15 protein-coding genes and 1 other RNA gene are annotated in these 18,934 nt (G+C 69.5%); 8 read left to right on the top strand and 8 right to left on the bottom strand.

Annotated elements, in window-relative coordinates:
- Nucleotides 1-105 precede the first annotated feature (105 nt).
- The 3 genes from ACIRVK_RS07840 (at nt 106) to ACIRVK_RS07830 (ending at nt 3,586) form a co-directional block, all read left to right on the top strand.
- Nucleotides 106-1,347: a serine/threonine-protein kinase gene (locus ACIRVK_RS07840; RefSeq protein WP_404244531.1), complete on the top strand. Its 1,242-nt coding sequence runs from the start codon at nt 106-108 to the stop codon at nt 1,345-1,347.
- A 215-nt stretch (nt 1,348-1,562) separates the two neighbouring features.
- On the top strand, nt 1,563-2,669 hold the full coding sequence (prfB, locus tag ACIRVK_RS07835) for a peptide chain release factor 2 (RefSeq protein ID WP_404244530.1): 1,107 nt from the start codon (nt 1,563-1,565) through the stop codon (nt 2,667-2,669).
- Nucleotides 2,670-2,959: 290 nt separating this feature from the next.
- On the top strand, nt 2,960-3,586 hold the full coding sequence (locus ACIRVK_RS07830) for a hypothetical protein (protein ID WP_404244529.1): 627 nt from the start codon (nt 2,960-2,962) through the stop codon (nt 3,584-3,586).
- Between the two features lie 109 nt (nt 3,587-3,695).
- On the opposite strand, the gene ACIRVK_RS07825 is transcribed toward ACIRVK_RS07830, so the two are convergent.
- Nucleotides 3,696-3,887, bottom strand: coding sequence for a hypothetical protein (locus tag ACIRVK_RS07825; RefSeq protein ID WP_404244528.1), 192 nt, complete (start codon nt 3,885-3,887; stop codon nt 3,696-3,698).
- 223 nt (nt 3,888-4,110) lie between these two features.
- Here ACIRVK_RS07825 and ftsE point away from each other — a divergent pair, with 223 nt between their 5' ends.
- From ftsE to ssrA, 5 genes are all read left to right on the top strand, one after another.
- Complete coding sequence (gene ftsE / locus ACIRVK_RS07820; RefSeq protein ID WP_404244527.1) at nt 4,111-4,800, top strand: cell division ATP-binding protein FtsE; 690 nt, start codon at nt 4,111-4,113, stop codon at nt 4,798-4,800.
- A gap of 37 nt (nt 4,801-4,837) precedes the next feature.
- Entirely contained in the window at nt 4,838-5,755 is a 918-nt protein-coding gene (ftsX, locus tag ACIRVK_RS07815) for a permease-like cell division protein FtsX (RefSeq protein WP_404244526.1), read from the top strand.
- A gap of 68 nt (nt 5,756-5,823) precedes the next feature.
- On the top strand, nt 5,824-7,020 hold the full coding sequence (locus ACIRVK_RS07810; RefSeq protein ID WP_404244525.1) for a S41 family peptidase: 1,197 nt from the start codon (nt 5,824-5,826) through the stop codon (nt 7,018-7,020).
- 68 nt (nt 7,021-7,088) lie between these two features.
- Entirely contained in the window at nt 7,089-7,631 is a 543-nt protein-coding gene (gene smpB / locus ACIRVK_RS07805; RefSeq protein WP_404244581.1) for an SsrA-binding protein SmpB, read from the top strand.
- A gap of 103 nt (nt 7,632-7,734) precedes the next feature.
- Nucleotides 7,735-8,123, top strand: a transfer-messenger RNA (tmRNA) gene (gene ssrA / locus ACIRVK_RS07800).
- An 81-nt stretch (nt 8,124-8,204) separates the two neighbouring features.
- Here ssrA and ACIRVK_RS07795 read toward each other — a convergent pair.
- The 7 genes from ACIRVK_RS07795 to ACIRVK_RS07765 form a co-directional block, all read right to left on the bottom strand.
- On the bottom strand, nt 8,205-11,108 hold the full coding sequence (locus ACIRVK_RS07795; protein WP_404244524.1) for a glycoside hydrolase family 3 C-terminal domain-containing protein: 2,904 nt from the start codon (nt 11,106-11,108) through the stop codon (nt 8,205-8,207).
- Nucleotides 11,109-11,148: 40 nt separating this feature from the next.
- Nucleotides 11,149-12,156 carry a LacI family DNA-binding transcriptional regulator gene (locus ACIRVK_RS07790; RefSeq protein ID WP_404244523.1) on the bottom strand — a complete coding sequence of 336 codons (1,008 nt, stop codon included), beginning with the start codon at nt 12,154-12,156 and terminating at the stop codon, nt 11,149-11,151.
- Entirely contained in the window at nt 12,156-14,405 is a 2,250-nt protein-coding gene (gene yicI, locus ACIRVK_RS07785) for an alpha-xylosidase (RefSeq protein ID WP_404244522.1), read from the bottom strand. The genes ACIRVK_RS07790 and yicI overlap by 1 nt, the downstream gene beginning before the upstream one ends.
- 10 nt (nt 14,406-14,415) lie before the next feature.
- A complete protein-coding gene (locus tag ACIRVK_RS07780) occupies nt 14,416-15,240 on the bottom strand; it encodes a carbohydrate ABC transporter permease (protein ID WP_404244521.1) in 825 nt (274 codons plus the stop codon).
- Nucleotides 15,237-16,196 (bottom strand): carbohydrate ABC transporter permease, encoded by a 960-nt coding sequence (locus tag ACIRVK_RS07775; protein ID WP_404244520.1) that lies wholly within the window; start codon nt 16,194-16,196, stop codon nt 15,237-15,239. Before ACIRVK_RS07775 ends, ACIRVK_RS07780 begins: the two co-directional genes overlap by 4 nt.
- Nucleotides 16,193-17,488 (bottom strand): ABC transporter substrate-binding protein, encoded by a 1,296-nt coding sequence (locus ACIRVK_RS07770; protein WP_404244519.1) that lies wholly within the window; start codon nt 17,486-17,488, stop codon nt 16,193-16,195. The genes ACIRVK_RS07775 and ACIRVK_RS07770 overlap by 4 nt, the downstream gene beginning before the upstream one ends.
- Before the next feature lie 101 nt (nt 17,489-17,589).
- The gene (locus ACIRVK_RS07765) at nt 17,590-18,876 is read right to left on the bottom strand and encodes an MFS transporter (protein ID WP_404244518.1); all 1,287 of its coding nucleotides are present in this window, start codon (nt 18,874-18,876) and stop codon (nt 17,590-17,592) included.
- Nucleotides 18,877-18,934: the final 58 nt, after the last annotated feature.

Here is an 18,934-nt window from a genome sequence, read left to right as displayed (position 1 = left end):
GTTTGGTTATTTGTCGACATCTGGTGGGTGATTTCCGTCTCCGCGGTGAAGGTTGGCTCCTCGGACGCGTAGCTTTGTCGGCAACACGCGTCGGTAGGAGCAGTCTTGGGACGGAAGATCGGCAGCCGGTACACCGCGAACCAGATCCTGGGGCGGGGCAGCGCCGGCACGGTGTGGCTGGGCGAGGGTCCGGACGGGCCCGTCGCCGTCAAGCTGCTGCGCGAGGATCTCGCGGCCGACCAGGAACTCGTCGGCCGCTTCGTGCAGGAGCGCACGGCGCTGCTGGGCCTGGAGCACCCGAACGTCGTCTGCGTCCGTGACCTCGTGGTCGACGGCAACGACCTGGCGCTGGTCATGGACCTCGTCCGCGGCACCGACCTGCGCACCCGCCTCGACCGCGAGAGGCGGCTCGCGCCGGCGGCGGCGGTCGCCATCGTCGCGGACGTGGCCGACGGGCTGGCCGCCGCACACGCCGCCGGGGTCGTGCACCGTGACGTGAAGCCGGAGAACATCCTGCTGGACATGCAGGGTCCGCTCGGCCCCGGTGGCGCGCACCCCGCCCTGCTCACCGACTTCGGTGTGGCCAAGCTCATCGACTCCCCGCGCCGCACCCGCGCCACGAAGATCATCGGCACCCCGGACTATCTCGCCCCGGAGATCGTGGAGGGCCTGCCACCGCGGGCCGCGGTGGACATCTACGCCCTCGCGACGGTGCTGTACGAGCTGCTGGCGGGCTTCACGCCGTTCGGCGGCGGACACCCGGGCGCCGTGCTGCGGCGGCACGTGACGGAGACGGTGGCGCCGCTGCCCGGTATCCCCGACGAGCTGTGGCAGCTCCTCGTCCAGTGCCTGGCCAAGGCCCCGGCCTCCCGGCTGCGCGCCTCCGAGCTGGGCGTACGTCTGCGGGAGCTGCTGCCGCTGGTCGCGGGGATGCCGCCGCTGGACGTGGACGAGCCGGACGTGGAGCCGGCCGAGGAGGCCGAGGAGACGGCAGCCGTGCCGGTGGGCGAGCCGGTGCGGCGGCGGGGCGCGGTGCCGCTGGTGCCGGGCGCGAAGCCGGCCGACTCGAACCGGGACACGCACACGTCGATGCGGGTGCCGGGGCCGGAGGAGCTCGCGGGGGGTGCCCGGGGGACGGCGCGGGTGCCGCGGGCGGCGGGGGCGCCTCGGCCGGGGTCCGCTCGGCATCGGGCCGCGGCCGTCGCCCGTCGTCGGCGGGTTGCGTTGGGGGCGGCCGGGGTCTTGCTGGTGGCCGCGGTGGGGGTGGGGGCGTGGGTGGCGACGTCCGGGGATGACGCGGGGGCGTCGCCGTCGGACACGAAGCACTCCGCGCCGGCTTCGCCGTGAGGGGGTGGGGTGCGCGTCCGGGGTGTTTCGCCCCGCCGCCCCTTCCCGTCCCGTCACCAGGGGGCTGTGCCCCCTTCGACCCCCCGTATCCGGGGGCCGGCTCCCGGACCCCCGCTCCTCGAACGCCGGAGGGGCTGATGTGCCCGAGGGGCTGATTTTGCGGGGTGTACGCCGGTCGGGCGAGGTCGGTTGGTGTAGCCGTTAGGCTGGGGGGCGTGGCAGTCGTCGACGTATCCGAAGAGCTCAAGTCCCTCTCCTCGACCATGGAGTCGATCGAGGCCGTTCTGGACCTCGACAAGCTGAGGGCAGACATCGCCGTGCTCGAGGAGCAGGCGGCCGCGCCGTCCCTGTGGGACAACCCGGACGAAGCGCAGAAGATCACCAGCAAGCTCTCCCACCTCCAGGCCGAGGTCAGGAAGGCCGAGGCGCTGCGCGGACGGATCGACGATCTCTCCGTGCTGTTCGAGATGGCCGAGGAGGAGGACGACCCGGACACCCGCGCCGAGGCCGAGTCCGAGCTGGCCTCGGTGCGGAAGGCCCTGGACGAGATGGAGGTCCGGACGCTGCTGAGCGGGGAGTACGACTCCCGTGAGGCCCTGGTCAACATCCGCGCCGAGGCCGGTGGCGTCGACGCCGCCGACTTCGCGGAGAAGCTGCAGCGGATGTACCTGCGCTGGGCGGAGCAGAAGGGCTACAAGACCGAGCTCATCGAGACCTCGTACGCGGAGGAGGCCGGCATCAAGTCGACCACCTTCGCCGTGCAGGTGCCGTACGCCTACGGCACCCTCTCGGTCGAGCAGGGCACGCACCGCCTGGTCCGCATCTCGCCCTACGACAACCAGGGGCGCCGCCAGACCTCCTTCGCGGGCGTCGAGGTCCTTCCCGTGGTCGAGCAGTCCGACCACGTCGAGATCGACGAGAGCGAACTGCGGATCGACGTGTACCGGTCCTCCGGGCCCGGCGGTCAGGGCGTCAACACCACCGACTCGGCGGTACGCATCACACACCTGCCGACCGGCATCGTCGTCTCCTGTCAGAACGAGCGGTCGCAGATCCAGAACAAGGCCACCGCGATGAACGTCCTGCAGGCCAAGCTCCTCGAGCGGCGCCGGCAGGAGGAGCAGGCCAAGATGGACGCCCTCAAGGGCGACGGCGGCAACTCCTGGGGCAACCAGATGCGGTCGTACGTGCTGCACCCGTACCAGATGGTCAAGGACCTGCGCACCGAGTACGAGGTCGGCAACCCCGAGGCCGTTTTCAACGGCGAGATCGACGGATTCCTCGAGGCCGGGATTCGCTGGCGCAAGCAGCAGGAGAAGTAACGCCCGAAGTGAACTTGTCGACATGACAACTGCCGCCTCCCAGGCGGCAGTTGTCGTTTGTCTGGGTTTTACATCACACTCACAGGTTCCAATTCCCATGAAAGAGCGCGGAAGAGGACATCGCGCTCGCAACGACCTTGACGTTGCATTGAAAAATGGGAAGGGTTGCGCTTGGCATGCGTATCTCTGGGGCGCATGTGAACCGGGGGACTTGCAGCGCAGCCACCCCCGTCGATCACGGCCCCCGAGCGCCGCCTCGATGACGATGAGCTACTGGGGGTAGCAACCTTATGACGAAGAAGACGCGGATCCGCGTCGCGCGGATAGCCGCCGGCGCCGTGGTCGCGGCCGGAGCCTCGCTGACCGCCGCCGGTGTCGCCTCCGCGGCCGGTCTGAACGTGGGCGTGGAGGCCGGCCCCGTCAAGATCAATGCGGCCGTCAACACCGGCGACGGCCCGACGAGCGAGCCGCCCAGCCCCACCGACCCGGCCAGCCAGCTGCCGACGGACCCGATCAGCACCCCGCCCGTCACGCCGCCTGCCCCGCCGACCTCCGCGCCGCCCACGAGCAGTGACCCGACGGAGCCCACCGGCAACCCCACCGAGCCGACCGACCCGCCGACCTCCGCGCCCGCGGGCGGCGGCAGCAACGGTGGCAACAACGGCGGCGGCAACGGCAACACCGGCCCCGACGGTGGCTCGGGCAACTCCGCCCAGGAGGCGGGCTCCGCGGCCCTCACCGACACCGGTTCGGCCACCTCGTCGAACACCCAGGCCCAGGGCGGCGCCCAGCTCGCCGAGACCGGTGCCGGCCAGACCGCGTTCCTGGTGATCGGCGCGGCCACGATGATCGCCGGCGGTATCGGCTTCCGGGTCCTGCCGCGCGTCATGAGCGGCCGCGGCGGTGCGGCTGCCTGACGGTAGCCGCGGGCGCACTCAGCGTGCGCATGCCTGACAGCGGAGGGCCCGGAGCGTCACTCGACGCTCCGGGCCCTCTCCGTCTCGGGTCCGCCCCAGGCTCCTGGGCCTAGGCGGTCTGGTGCGCCAGCAGCGCCACGGCGGCGATCAGCGCCGCGAGCAGCGCGATCAGCGCCACCGGGTTCAGCCCGGCGAAGAAGTTCTCCTGCTGCAGCCGCTCGCGGTTCGCGCGGCACACGGGGCACCGGCCCTCGCTCACGGGCGCCGCGCAGTTCGCGCACACCAGCCGGTCGTACGTCATGCGCTCGCCCTCCTAGCCCAACGGTTCCATGAGGAGAACGTCCACAGGTCCAAGAACGTTCCCTTCTCTACTGTGCCAGGTTCACCCGACAGGTGCGCGGGGGTCGCCCACAGGGGCAGGAACAAAGCGCACAACCCCGGCGTAACCCGTCCTCCGCCTGCCGTCGCGCACCCGGGTCGCGTATGGTCACGCTCATCTACCCCCGGCTACCCGTGGTGCATCCGTGATCCGATTCGACAACGTCTCCAAGGTCTACCCCAAGCAGACCCGCCCCGCACTCAGGGATGTCTCCCTGGAAGTGGAGAAGGGCGAGTTCGTGTTCCTCGTGGGGTCCTCCGGCTCCGGAAAGTCCACCTTCCTACGGCTGATCCTCCGCGAGGAGCGGTGCAGTCACGGCCAGGTGCACGTCCTGGGCAAGGACCTCGCCCGGATCTCCAACTGGAAGGTGCCGCAGATGCGCCGCCAGCTGGGGACCGTGTTCCAGGACTTCCGGCTGCTGCCGAACAAGACGGTCGCCGAGAACGTGGCCTTCGCCCAGGAAGTGATCGGCAAGTCGAAGGGCGAGATCCGCAAGTCCGTGCCGCAGGTGCTCGACCTCGTCGGGCTCGGCGGCAAGGAGGACCGGATGCCCGGTGAGCTGTCCGGTGGTGAGCAGCAGCGCGTGGCCATCGCGCGCGCCTTCGTGAACCGGCCCAAACTGCTCATCGCGGACGAGCCCACCGGCAACCTCGACCCGCAGACCTCCGTCGGGATCATGAAGCTGCTGGACCGGATCAACCGGACCGGTACGACCGTCGTGATGGCCACGCACGACCAGAACATCGTGGACCAGATGCGCAAGCGCGTCATCGAGCTGGAGAAGGGCCGCCTCGTCCGCGACCAGGCACGCGGCGTCTACGGCTACCAGCACTGACCCGCGACCGTCCACGGAAAGGCCTGAAGAAGACGCCATGCGCGCCCAGTTCGTACTGTCCGAGATCGGTGTCGGTCTCCGCCGCAACCTGACGATGACGTTCGCCGTCGTCGTCTCCGTCGCCCTGTCGCTCGCCCTGTTCGGCGGGTCGCTCCTGATGAGCGACCAGGTCAACACGATGAAGGGCTACTGGTACGACAAGGTCAACGTCTCGATCTTCCTCTGCAACAAGAGCGACGCGACCTCCGACCCGAACTGCGCCAAGGGCGCGGTGACCGACGACCAGAAGAAGTCGATCCTCGCCGACCTGCAGAAGATGGACGTCGTGCAGAAGGTCACGTACGAGTCCCAGGACGACGCGTACAAGCACTACAAGCAGCAGTTCGGCGACTCACCGCTGGCCAGTTCGCTCACCCCGGACCAGATGCAGGAGTCGTACCGGATCAAGCTGAAGGACCCGCAGAAGTACCAGGTCATCGCCTCCGCCTTCAACGGGCGCGACGGTGTGCAGTCGGTGCAGGACCAGAAGGGCATCCTGGACAACCTCTTCGGGCTGCTCAACGGCATGAACTGGGCGGCACGGATGGTGATGGCGCTGATGCTGGTGGTCGCGCTGATGCTGATCGTCAACACCGTGCGGGTCTCGGCGTTCAGCCGTCGGCGTGAAACCGGCATCATGCGGCTGGTCGGCGCCTCCGGGTTCTACATCCAGGCGCCGTTCATCGCGGAGGCCGCCGTCGCCGGACTGATCGGCGGGACCGTCGCCTGCGGGTTCCTGGTCATCGCGCGGTACTTCATCATCGACCACGGCCTGGACCTGTCCCACAAGCTCAACCTCATCAACTTCATCGGCTGGGACGCCGTGCTGACGAAGCTGCCGCTCATCCTCGCGACGAGTCTCCTGATGCCCGCGCTGGCCGCGTTCTTCGCGCTGCGCAAGTACCTGAAGGTGTGACGCACGACAAGAGGGCCGTACGGGCAACAGCCCCTGCGGCCCTCTTGCGTTGTCCTAGACTCACCGGCATGTCAGGCCGCGACCTGTTCCGTCAGCCCCGCCGCATCCGCCGCGGGGCCGCCCTGACATTGGTCTTCGCCGGCATGCTGGTCGCCGGCGCGGCCACCGGCTCGTTCCCCGAAGTCGACCGGGCCGAAGGGAAGTCCACCCCGGACGCGGCCCGTCCGGCCCTGTCCGTGGACCGGTACGACGGGAAGACGGCCGTGGCCCGGGCGGCCGAGGAGGCCCTGGCGCTCGGCAAGTCCCCGAAGGAGGCCGCCGAGCGGGCCGTCAGCCGCAGCGGGGACCGCTGGGGCGCCGTCTACTCCGAGGGACAGTACGAGGAGTTCGAGGAGGCCCTCGACGGCCAGTACACCGGCGTCGGCCTGTGGGCCCGCCAGGAGCGGGACGGCCGCATCGAGGTGACGAGGGTGTCCGCCGGGTCGCCCGCTGCCGCCGCCGGCATCCGCGACGGTGACCGGCTGCGCAGCGTCGACGGGGAGAAGGTCGACGGGCAGCCGGTGACGGAGGTCGTCTCCTTACTGCGCGGCGACGCCACGGACGCGCCCGCCGGCACCGAGGTGCGACTGGGCCTCCAGCGCGGCACGCGCGCGTGGACGCAGACCGTGCGCCGGGCCCGGCTGTCCACGGACGCGGTCACCGTCTCGAAGCTCGCCGGCCGGATCACCGTCATCAGGATCTCCGCGTTCAGCAAGGGCGTCGGGGACGTCGTGCGCACCGCCGTCCGCCAGGCACCCGCCGGCGCCGGCGTCATCCTCGACCTGCGCGGCAACTCCGGCGGCCTGGTCACCGAGGCCGTCACCACCGCCTCCGCCTTCCTCGACGGCGGGCTCGTCGCCACCTACGACGTGGACGGCGAGCAGCAGGCCCTGCACGCCGATCCCGGCGGTGACACCACCAGACCCCTGGTCGCGCTCGTCGACGGCGGCACGATGAGCGCGGCCGAGATGCTCACCGGCGCCCTGCAGGACCGCGGCCGCGCGGTGGTCGTGGGCTCCAGGACCTTCGGCAAGGGCTCCGTCCAGATGCCGAGCAGGCTCCCCGGCGGTTCCGTCGCCGAACTGACCGTCGGGCACTACCGCACCCCCTCCGGCCGCAGCGTCGACGGCCACGGCATCACCCCCGACCTCGAGGTCGACCAGGCCGACGGCCCGATCGCCGTCCAGCGGGCCGAGACGGTGCTGAGCGGACTGGGCGACGACTGAGGGTCGTATAAGGACTGGCCCCAGCACCCCCACGTAGTGCGAAAATGGACGGCACTATGAGCAAGGGAATGTACGTACCCAAGGAGTCCCAGCCCAAGAAGGGCGGGACGGCCGCCAAGGCGCAGGACGGCGAGAAGGGCGGCAAGCGCAAGATCGTCGCGCAGAACAAGAAGGCCCGGCACGACTACGCCATCATCGACACCTACGAGGCCGGGCTCGCCCTGACCGGCACCGAGGTCAAGTCGCTGCGCCAGGGACGCGCCTCCCTGGTCGACGGCTTCGTGCAGATCGACGGGAACGAGGCGTGGCTGCACAACGCCCACATCCCCGAGTACGCCCAGGGCACCTGGACCAACCACTCCGCGCGCCGCAAGCGCAAGCTGCTGCTGCACCGCGAGGAGATCGACAAGCTGTCCGTCAAGGCGGACGAGACCGGCCACACGATCGTGCCGCTCGCCCTGTACTTCAAGGACGGCCGGGCGAAGGCCGAGATCGCGCTCGCACGGGGCAAGAAGGAGTACGACAAGCGGCAGACCCTGCGCGAGAAGCAGGACCGGCGGGAGTCGGATCGGGCGATCGCGGCGGCGAAGCGGAGGCAGCGCGGCGCCTGACCCGTCCGTCCGGCGGGAATGCGGTGGCATCGGGCCGCGTTGGTTCTGTACGATGGCACCAACACCGGACGAACGGCCGGTGTGCACGTTGAAAAAACAACATGGGGATGATCGGTTTCGACAGCGGCTGTCGAAGCAGGGGAAGCGTGTCGAGGAAGCGGCAATGATCTCGTAAACCATATGTCGCAAAAAATAATCGCCAATACCAAGAGCGATTCCCAGTCCTTCGCCCTCGCTGCCTAATAAGCAGTGAGTGAAGGACCCTTAATGGGTGTCAGCCCGGGAGTGTTCCCGACCCGGATCCTGGCATAATCTAGGGGACTAAACCATCGAGCCCGGTCACGGGGTTCGGTGGGAAACCAAACAGTGACTGGGCCCGTCGGCGACTTGTTCGCGTGATCGCCGGGGCCGAGAAAATCGCAGCGAACTGCACACGGAGAAGCCCTGATTCTGCACCGTTGGACGCGGGTTCGATTCCCGCCATCTCCACTCATCCCATGTTCTGGCTGAATGACCAAGGCCCCGGCGCTTTCGAGCACCGGGGCCTTGGTCATGGGCTCAAGGGCGATGGGTTCAATTCAGGTCGAAGGTCGACAGGCGCACGTCCTTCGACAGCACCAGGTACACGTCCCTGACCCCCTTCGCTCCCGCGAGGGCGGCGGTCACCGTCGTGTAGGTGTACGGCGAGGAGGTCCCGTCCGTGCGGGCCGTGCCCAGCAGGGTGCCGGTCGGGGAGCCCAGCCGGACCTCGACCGTGCCGGCCGCACCGGAGACGCGGGCCAGGAAGGCGGACGGACCGTCGAGCCGGGCGTGCGCGAACTTCAGCCACGCGCCGTCGGAGGACGCCGACACCGCCGTACCGCTCGCCTTGGACTCGTCGACGAGCGAGACGCCCGCGTAGTCGTCGAAGTTCTCGGCGCGGGTCGTGGCCGCGAGGTCGCGGGGCGGGATGGTCTCGCCCTTCACCCGCCAGGCGGCCCGGGCGCGGACGTCGGAGGACGAGGAGCCGACGAGCACGTCGTAAGTGCCGCTCTCCACCACCCACTTGGAGCGCGTGACGTCCCAGTGCGCCAGGTCCGCCTGCCGCACCTTCAGCCGCACCGTCCGCGTCTCGCCCGGCTCCAGCGTCACCCGCTGGAAGGACTTGAGCTGCTTGAGGGGCTGTTGGTCGCGGGAGACCCGCTGGTGGGTGTACAGCTGCGCGACCTCGGTGCCCGTGCGGCTGCCCGTGTTCGTGATCGCCACCTCGTAGCCGCCGTCCACACGCCTGAGGTCGCCGTAGCGGAAGCTCGTGTACGACAGTCCGTAGCCGAAGGGGTAGAGCGGCTGCCCCTTGAAGTACTGGTAGGTGCGGGCGGACTTGATGATGTCGTAGTCGAGGATGGAGGGCAGGTCGGACTCGGAGCGGTACCAGGTCTGGGTCAGGCGGCCCGACGGGTTCGCGTCGCCGTAGAGGAGGTCGGCCAGCGCGTTGCCCGTCTCCTGTCCGGCGTGGGTCGTCCAGAGCAGGGCCGGGACCTCCCTCTGCAGGCTGCCGAGCGTGGTGGGGTAGCTGTTCTCGACGATCACGACCGTGTGCGGGTTGGCCCGGTGTACCGCCTTGACCAGCGCTTCCTGGGTCGGTGCCAGGCCCATGTCGGTGCGGTCGTGGGCTTCACGGCCGTTGATCGAGGGGTCCGAGCCGACCACGACCACCGCGGCGTCCTTGCCCCTGACCGCGGCCACCGCCTGGTCGACGCCGCTGCGGACGACGTCCTTGGTGTAGTGGGCGGCCTTGTCCTTCGACACCAGGCCGAGCGTGCCGTCCGTGCCCGTCGGGCCGAGGTAGACCGGGTTGCTCCACCAGGACTCCTGGGTCTCGTAGCCCGCGTACCGCAGCAGGTACGTTCCGTCGTCCTGCTGCTCCAGTTTGAACTGCTGCTGCACGAACCAGCCGCCCGGCTGCGCCTGGTCGTTGACGAAGTTCGACCAGTTGTAGCCGACGTACTTCCCGTTGGCGGCCGAGCGCAGGGTCACGACGCCCGCGCCCCAGTCGAAGACGTCGAACTGTGAAGTGGCGTCGGAGGCGTCCGTCTCCTTCAGGGCCGCGCCCGTGTCCCCGGTGCCCGCCGTCACGTACTTCCCGGTCGCCGCGTCCTTCAGCGCGATCCGGTCGACGCCCTCGCTGCTGGTCACACCTGTGCCGAGCTTGGCCTCGATGCCGTCCTTCGGGGTGACGGCGTAGGGGAGCGTGCCCGAGTACCAGTCCGTGTAGAGCGTGTCCGCGAGCGGGCCGACCACGGCCACGTCCTTCGCGGACTTCTTCAGCGGCAGGGCGCCCTTCTGGTTCTTCAGCAGCACCGCCGCCTCGGTCGCCGCCTCGCGGGCCAGCGCGCGGTGGGCCGGGCTGTCGATGACGGACGCGTCGATGGAGCCGTACTTTCCGCCGCCCGGGTCGAACTCGCCCAGCCGGACACGGACGCTCAGCACGTCCCCCGCGGCCTTGTCGATGTCCGCCTCCTTCAACAGGCCGGCGGTCAGGGCCGACTTGATCGCCGTGGTCGTCGGGCCGGAGTCGGTGTCGTTGTCGGTGAAGCTGTCGATGCCGGCCTTCAGCGCGGCCGCGTCGGCCTCCGTCTGGGTGCCGTAGTACTTCTCGCTGCCGACCAGGTTGCCGGGAGCGGAGGCGTCCGTCACGTTGAGCAGCCGCTGCGAACTCCAGCCGCGCACGGTGTCGTCGAGGGCCGGGTTCACCGTGTTCGGGCGGCCGTTGACGAGGTTGTACGAGGACATCACCCCCGTCGCCGCGTCCGCCGCGATCGCCGGCTTGAAGGCCTGCTCGTCGTACTCCTTCAGCACGCGCGGGCGCAGCTCGGAGGAGGTCGTGTCGCGGTGGACCTCGTTGTTGTTGGCGAGGAAGTGCTTGATGGTCGGGGCCGTCTTCAGATGGTTCGGATCGCCGCCGGTCAGGCCCGTGCCGTACGCGGTGGAGATCGAACCGGTGAGGTACGGGTCCTCGGAGTCGCCCTCCTCGTTGCGGCCCCAGCGCGGATCGCGCAGCAGATTGACCACGGGCGCCCAGAGGTTCAGCCCCCAGCCGGCCGGGCGGGTCTGCTGGAAGCCGCGCGCCTCGTCGCCGACCGCCGAGCCGACCTGCCGGATCAGGGCCGGGTCCCAGGTGGACGCCAGCCCGAGCGCCTGCGGGAACACGGTCGTCTTGCCCAGCCAGGCCACCCCGTGCAGCGCCTCCGTGCCGGTGCGGAAGGACTGGATGCCCAGCCGGGGGATGGCCGGCTCGTACTGGTGGAGCAGGGAGATCTTCTCGTCGAGGGTGAGGCGGGAGAGCAGGTCGTCGACGCGTTTCGAGACGGGGAGGTTCGGATCGCGGAACGGGTAGGCGGGGGTGTCGGCGTGCGCGGGGACGGTGGCGCCGAGACCGGCGACCAGGGCCAGGGCGACGAGGACGGTCGTCCGGGGTCTTGTTCTCTTGCCTCTCATGTCACGGCTCCTTCACGTAGGGCCTTGCACATTCGGTGGTTCAGGCGTTGCGCGGCGCCGTGCTCGCCCGCTCCGTCATCCGGGGCGGCAGCAGCGTCGCGTCCGGTACGGCGGTGCCGCCCAGCTTCTTCATCAGCAGCCGCACCGCCCGCTCGCCCACCTCGGCGGAGGGCAGGGCGACGGAGGTGACGGGGACACGGACGGACTCGGCGAGCTCGTCGGGGCAGATCGCGGTGACCGACAGGTCGCCGGGGACGCGGAGCCCGAGCTGCTGGAAGGCGTCGATCAGTGGCTCCAGGACCGGCTCGTTGTGCACGACGACCCCCGTCAACGCGGGCTGTTCGCGCAGCAGCCGCTCGGCGACCTGCCGGGCGGCCGAGGGCGAGGCCTCACACGGGTGCACGGAGGAGGACAGCCCGGAGCGATCGGCTGCCGCGGTGAAGCCCTGGACGACCCGCTGGGCGAACGCGGTCTGCCGTACGTACACCTCCGGCGGCGACCCCACCAGCGCCACCACCCGGTGACCCAGCCGCGCCAGATGCTCCACGCACGCCTCGCCGGCCGCCATGAAGTCGAGGTCGATGCAGGTCAGCCCCTCCGCGTCGGCGGGAAACCCGATCATCACCGACGGCCGCTCCAGCGAGCGCAGCAACGGCAGCCGCGGATCGTGCAGTTGGACGTCCATCACGATCAGCGCGTCCACCAGCGCCGTGTCCGCGACCCGCCGCAGCCCCTCCTCGCCCTCCTCCTGGGTGAGCAGCAGCACGTCGTGGTCGTAGCGCCGTGCCGTCGTCACCACGGACACCGCGAACTGCATGACGACCGGGACGTGGATGCCCGTGCGTAAGGGGATGACGAGCGCCAGGACGTTGGACCGGCTGCTGGCCAGGGCGCGGGCGCCCGCGTGCGGGCGGTAGCCCAGCTCCCGGATGGCGGCCTCCACCCGCTGCCGGGTCTCCTCGGAGATGGGCCGCTTGCCGCTGAGCGCGTAGGACACGGTGCTGGGGGAGACCCCGGCCTGCCGCGCCACATCGGTGATCTTCACCATCAGCCCAGCTCCAGCGAGAGGAACCCGGTGCCCGCCTTCGCCGCCGCCGTCCGCTCCCCGGCCGCCAGGTTCCACGGCGCCACCGGATCGCTGCACGAGGCCCGCAGCGTGTTCCCCTCGCGGACGACGGTGAAGGTCACCTCGCCGACGGGCACCGTGACCTGCGCACCGCGTTCGAGTCCGTACGCCCGCAGCGTGACCCCGTCGGCGTGGTCGTAGTCGGGCCGGTCCCGCACCGCCCCCACCGGGATCACCGCGCCCGGCCTGACCAGCAGCGGAACGCTCAGAAAGCCGTGCCGCTCCCGCACCCAGCGCGGCCCGGTCACCGTCCGTCCGCTCGGGAAGTGGGTCCAGGTGCCCTCGGGCACGTAGTAGCTGACGTCCCCCTCGTCGCTGAACACCGGCGCAACCAGCAGGTCCGGCCCCAGCATGTACTGCCGTTCCAGGTGCGCGCACCCGGGATCGTCCGGGAACTCCAGCACCATCGCCCGCATCACCGGCACGCCCTCCGCGTGGGCGGTGCGCGCGGCCTCGTACAGGTACGGCATCAGGCTCAGCTTCAGCCGGGTGAACTCCCGCAGGACGTCCACGGACTCCTCGTCGAAGAGCCACGGGACCCGGTACGACGACGATCCGTGCAGCCGGCTGTGCGAGGACAGCAGTCCGAACGCCAGCCAGCGCTTGAACAGTTCGGGCGTCGGCGTCCCCTCGAAGCCGCCGATGTCGTGGCTCCAGTACCCGAAGCCGGACAGCCCGAGCGACAGCCCGCCGCGCAGGGACTCCGCCATCGACTCGTAGGTGGCCTCGCAGTCGCCGCCCCAGTGCACCGGGAACTTCTGGCTGCCCACGGTCGCCGACCGCCCGAAGACCACCGCCTCGCCCTCCCCGCGGTGCTTGCGCAGCACGTCGAAGACGGTCCGGTTGTAGAGGTAGGTGTAGTAGTTGTGCATCCGCTCCGGGTCCGAGCCGTCGGACCAGGCCACGTCCGTCGGCACCCGCTCGCCGAAGTCCGTCTTGAAGCAGTCGACGCCCTGCGCGAGCAGTGCCTCCAGCTTCGACGCGTACCAGTCGCGGGCGGCGGGGCTGGTGAAGTCGACCAGCGCCATGCCCGGCTGCCACATGTCCCACTGCCAGACGCTCCCGTCCGGCCGCTTCAGCAGGTGCCCGAGCGCCTTGCCCTCAGCGAACAGCGGGGAGCGCTGGGCGATGTACGGGTTGATCCACACGCAGATGTGCAGGTCCCGCTCCTTCAGCCGGGCCAGCATGCCCTCCGGGTCGGGGAACACCCTGGGGTCCCACTGGAAGTCGCACCAGTTGAACTCCCGCATCCAGAAGCAGTCGAAGTGGAAGACCGACAGCGGCAGTTCGCGCTCCCGCATGCCCTCGATGAACGAGGTCACCGTCTCCTCGTCGTACGAGGTCGTGAACGACGTCGACAGCCACAGCCCGAACGACCAGGCGGGCGGCAACGCCGGACGCCCCGTGAGAGCCGTGTACTTGCGCAGGATCTCCTTCGGGCTCGGCCCGTAGATGACGTAGTACGTCAACTCCTGTGTCTCGGCGCTGAACTGGACCCGGGACACCGCCTCCGACCCGACCTCGAAGCTGACCTTGCCCGGATGGTCGACGAACACGCCGTAGCCCGCGTCCGTCAGGTAGAACGGGACGTTCTTGTACGCCTGTTCGGTCGCGGTGCCGCCGTCGGCGTTCCAGATGTCGACGACCTGGCCGTTCTTCACCAGCGGCCCGAACCGCTCACCGAGGCCGTACACGCTCGTCCCCACACCGAGGTTGAGCTGCTCGCGCAGATAGTGGGCGCCGGTCGCGTCCCGCATGATGCCGATGCCCTTGGGGCCGCTGGAGGTGAGCGTGCGACCCTGGGCGAGGAAGTCGACGTGCCAGGTGCCGGTGCGGGCCACCCGGACCGACAGCGCGCCGGAGGTCAGCGTCGCGTGCTCCTCGTCGTAGGAGACCTGCGGGCTCAACTCCTCTTCCCGCAGCTCGAATTCAGGACCTCGTGGTTGCTCGCCCTCGAAGTGGGTGAAGGTGACGCCGATGACGTCCGGCATCGGCGTGTGCGCGCTGATCGTCACGACCGGTCCCTTCAGCAGGTCGCCGCGGTGCCGGATGGGCTGCGTCGGCGCGTGGATCTCCAGCGAGCTGTCCGTGGCCGTGACGTCGAGGACCTCGACGGGGTGGGCCGCGGTGACGCCCTCGCGCAGCAGCCAGTAACCATCGGTGAACTTCACGTGGGGGTCCTTACTTGACAGCACCGACGGCGATGCCGCGGGTGAGGGTCCGCTGGAAGACGAGGAAGAACACGATCGCCGGGAGCACACCGAGCAGCGCCGCCGCGTTGGTCATCGTGGCGTCCATCAGGCGCTGGCCCTGGAGGACGCCGAGCGCCACCGACACCGTCTGGTTGTCGTTGGAGATCAGCATGACCAGGGGGAGCAGGAACTCGTTCCAGGTCCAGATGAAGAAGAAGACCAGCAGCACGCCGATGGTCGGCCGGCTCACCGGCACGACGATCCGCCACAGCACCTGCCACTTGTTCGCGCCGTCGATCCGGGCCGCCTCGATGATCTCGCGCGGGAACTGACCGAGGACGGACGAGAGGAGGTACGTGCCGAAGGCCGCCTGGATCACCGTGAAGACGATGATCACGCTCAGCCGGGTGTCGTACAGACCGGCCTGCTTGCTCAGGTAGTAGATCGGGTAGACCAGCGCCTCCTGCGGCAGCATGTTCGCCAGCACGAAGAAGGCCAGGACCCAGGTGCGTCCCTTGATCCGTCCGATGCCGATCGCGTACGCGTTGAGCACCGACAGGACGGCCGCGAGGACGGCCACCGAGCCGCTGATCAGCACCGAGTTGAACAGCTTCTGCCCGTAGTCGACGCGCTGCCAGAAGTCCTTGAGGCCATTGAGGTACAGGCCCTGGGGCAGGCTCAGCGGGCCGTGCTCGGAGTACTCGGCCGGTGACTTGACGGCGTTGACGGCGACGATCAGGAACGGGACGACCATGAAGAGGGCCGCGATGCACAGGGCGATCAGCACCGGGTAGCGGCGCAGGGCGGTGGTCATGCGCGGTCCCCCTCCTCACTGCGGGTCTGGAGTCTCAGCAGGCCGAGGGAGAGCAGCAGGATGATCACGGTGAGGATCGTGGAGATCGCCGCACCATAGCCGACCTGCGTCTTCTCGAAGAACGTGGTGAAGGAGAAGTACGACGGCACGTCCGTCGCCCCGCCAGGACCGCCCTTGGTCAGCACGTACACCGCCCCGAACACCTTGAGCGCGGCGATCGTGCACCAGGTCAGCACGACGTAGATCTCCGGCCGGATCTGCGGCAGCGTGATGTGCCAGAACCGCCGCCACCAGCCGGCCCCGTCCAGCTCGGCGGCCTCGTACAGCTGCGGGTCCACGCGCTGGAGCCCGGCCATGAACACGACCAGCGGAAAGCCGATCTGGACCCACACCATCACGCCCATGACGCTGTACAGCGCGATGTCCGGATCACCGAGCCAGTCCTGCTGCCAGGACCCCAGCCCCACCGCCTTCAGCAGTTCGTTGAGGGAGCCGTTGTCCGGCGCGAGGATCCAGCTCCACACGATGCCGGCGACAGCGATCGGCAGCACCTGCGGGAGGTAGAAGCAGGCGCGCAGGACGGCAGCCATCTTGCTGCCGAAGTGCTTGCCGACGAAGTCGAACAGGGCGGCCGCCAGCACCAGGCCGAGCACCGTCGGCACGGCGGCCATGGCGATCACCATGAACAGGCTGTGCCGGAAGGACGCCCAGAACTCGGAGTCGTCCATCAGCGCGCGGTAGTTGGCGAGCCCGGTCCACTTGGGGCTGCCGACGCCCTGCCACTCGGTGAAGCTCACGCCCGTGTTCATCAGGAACGGAACGATGATGATCGCCGTGAAGGCGAGGACACCGGGCAGCAGGAACAGGGCGTACGAGTCGCGGGTACGGGGGCGGCGCGGGCCGGCGTGCGGATCCTTGCCGACGGCCCGCGCACCCCGTTCGACGGTGACCGTCATTTCGTCGGCGCACCCTTGTCGTAGGCCTGCTGCAGATTGGACAGGTAGGCGTCCGGCTTCTCGTTGCCCGTGATCAGCTTCTGGGTCTCGGAGACGAGGGTGTCGTAGAAGCCGTTGACCGGCCAGTCCGGGTAGAACGCGAGGCCGTCACGCTTGCTGACCGTGTTGAAGTTGTCGATGAGCTGCTTGGACTTGGGGTCCGTGATGGCGCTGGTGTCGGCGGCCACCGGGATGCCGCCCTTGTTGCCGAGCAGGTTCTGGATCTTCTTCGACATGGTGATGTCGATGAAGTCGTAGGCCAGGTCCTTGTTCTTGGCGTTCTTGGGGACCACCCAGAGGTTCCCGCCGGAGCCCAGCGTCAGGTTCGAGCCCGGCCACAGCGTGGTGTCCCAGTCGAACTTGGCCTCCTGCTGGAAGCGGCCGTACCACCAGCTGCCGGAGAACAGGATCGGCGCCTTGCCCTGGATCCAGGAGACGCCCGCGTCCTCGGCCTTGGTGCTGGTCGAGTTCTTGCCGATGTAGCCCTTCTTCACCCAGTCGGCGAAGGTGGTCGCGCCGTACGTCCAGGCCGCGTCGTGAAAGTCCGTCTTGCCCTTGTACAGCTCGTACTTGTCGACCCACGAGCGGTCGGCCTTGGAGAGGGCGAGCTGGTAGAGGTACTGCTGGGCCATGTACTCGGCGCCGGAGTTGGCGAGCGGGGTGACGCCCTTGGCGACGAACTTGTCCATGGCGGCGGTCAGCTCGTCGAACGTCTTCGGTTCGGCGATCGCGTACTTCTTGAACAGGCCCTTGTTGTAGTAGACCATCGTGTACTCGGCGTAGTTGGGCACGCCGTACCACTTGCCCGAGCCCATCACACCGTTGGTGTCGTACTGGCTGGTCGTGGCCACGCCCGGGCTGAGCATCTTGTCCCAGCCGCGCTTGGTCGCCTCCGCCGTCAGATCGGTCAGCAGGCCCTGTTTCGACAGCTGGCCCGCGGTCGCGTTGCCCTTGTTGTACTCCATGAGGTCGGGCGCGTCGGAGGAGTTGAGGATCATGGGCGCCGTCTTCTGGATCTGCTCGAAGCCCTTCTCCTCGAACTTCACCTTCACGCCCGGGTGCTTCGCCTCGAACTCCTTGATCGCCTCGTTCCAGGCCACGCCCATCGCGCTGTCGGGGCCCTCGTAGTGCCAGAGCTTGAGCGTCTTGGCGTCGGAGGACCCGCTGTCCGAGCCGCCGCATGCGGTCAGCAGCAGCGCCCCGCTGAGGAGCGCGGCCGTGACCGTCGTCACACGCCTTCGTGCCGTCAACATCCCGTGCCTCCGCAGGAGTCGGATGGGTAACTGTCGAATCGTTTCGATGCCTGGCGTCGAAGCGCTTCGACGGAGGACGGTAGGTGCGGGTTGTGAGCGCGTCAACGCATCTGACAGGAATTGCTGTTCGAAGTGCGTGTGGTGAGGGAGATCGTCAGCGCCAGCGCGGCCGCCGCAACCGGTACGCCGAAACCGGCCGCCGCCGACAGGTGGTCCGCCGCCCAGCCGCCGGTCGCCGAGCCGCAGGCGATCCCGCCGAGCAGGCCGGTCACCGCGAGGGTCATGCCCTCGTTGAGGCGTCCGGGCGGGGTGCGCCGCTGCACCAGCGTCATGGTGGTGACCATCATCGGCGCGGTCGCCGTCCCGGCGATCAGGAGGGCGCCCCCGAGCAGCGGGAGCGAGCCGGCGAGGCAGGCGGCGAGGAGAGGCAGGGTCAGCAGCCCCGTCATCGCGGCCAGGCACCACGCGAGGCGACGGCCGGCGGACCCGCCCGGCCTCATCGCCCCGAACGCCAGCCCCGCCCCGCAGGACCCCGCCGCCTGCAGCCCGAGCACGACCCCCGCCGCCGCACGATGACCATGTGCGTCCGCGAACGCGATCGTGACGACCTCCGTCGACCCGAACACCGCGCCCGTCGCCAGACAGACGGCGAGCAGCGGCGGCATCCCCGGGCTCCGCAGCGGTGACCTGGCGGCGGTACGGCGCCGGACGGGCGGCTCGGTCGAGCGCTGCGCGGCGAACACCAGCATGCCGGTCAGCAGCAGCACCGCCCCGACCAGCGTGCCCGCCTCCGGGAAGAACGTCCCGCACAGGAAGGCCGCGAGCACCGGGCCCAGCATGAAACAGGCCTCGTCCGCGGCCTGTTCGAAGGAGTTCGCGGTGTGCAGGGCCCGTTCGTCGCCGCTGAGCAGGTGGTTCCAGCGGGCGCGGGCCATGCCGCCGGTGTTGGGTGTCGTGGCGGTGGCGGCGTGGGCGGCGAAGAGGGTCCAGGCCGGGGCGCCGTAGTGCACGCACAGGAGCAGGGCGAGGGAGCCGAGAACGGCGACCGCCGTCGCCGGTACGGCGACCCGGGCCTGCCCGTGCCGGTCCACGAGCCGCGCGATCCAGGGCGCGACCAGCGCGGTGGCCGTGAGGCCGGTCGCGGTGACGGCACCGGCGAGGGCGTACGAACCCCGCGCACCGGCGATCATCACGACCGCGCTCACGCTGAACATGCCCATGGGGAGCCGGGCCAGCAGATTCCCGAACGTGAACGCACGGGCGCCGGGGACGGCGAGGAGACGGCGGTAGGGACCGGGGGGACGTGTGCGGGGGCTGAAGTCGACGACGACGAGCGTGTCGGCGGTGACGGTGAACAACGGGGCGTCGTGGGGAGTCGATTGCGGCATGCCCACCACGGTCGCCCCGTTGTGATCACCGGGTCCAACACCTACCGAAGCCGGATTG

The organism is Streptomyces sp. NPDC101152 (assembly GCF_044768275.1).
Lineage (GTDB): Bacteria > Actinomycetota > Actinomycetes > Streptomycetales > Streptomycetaceae > Streptomyces.
This window is presented reverse-complemented; position numbering and strand designations above follow the sequence as displayed.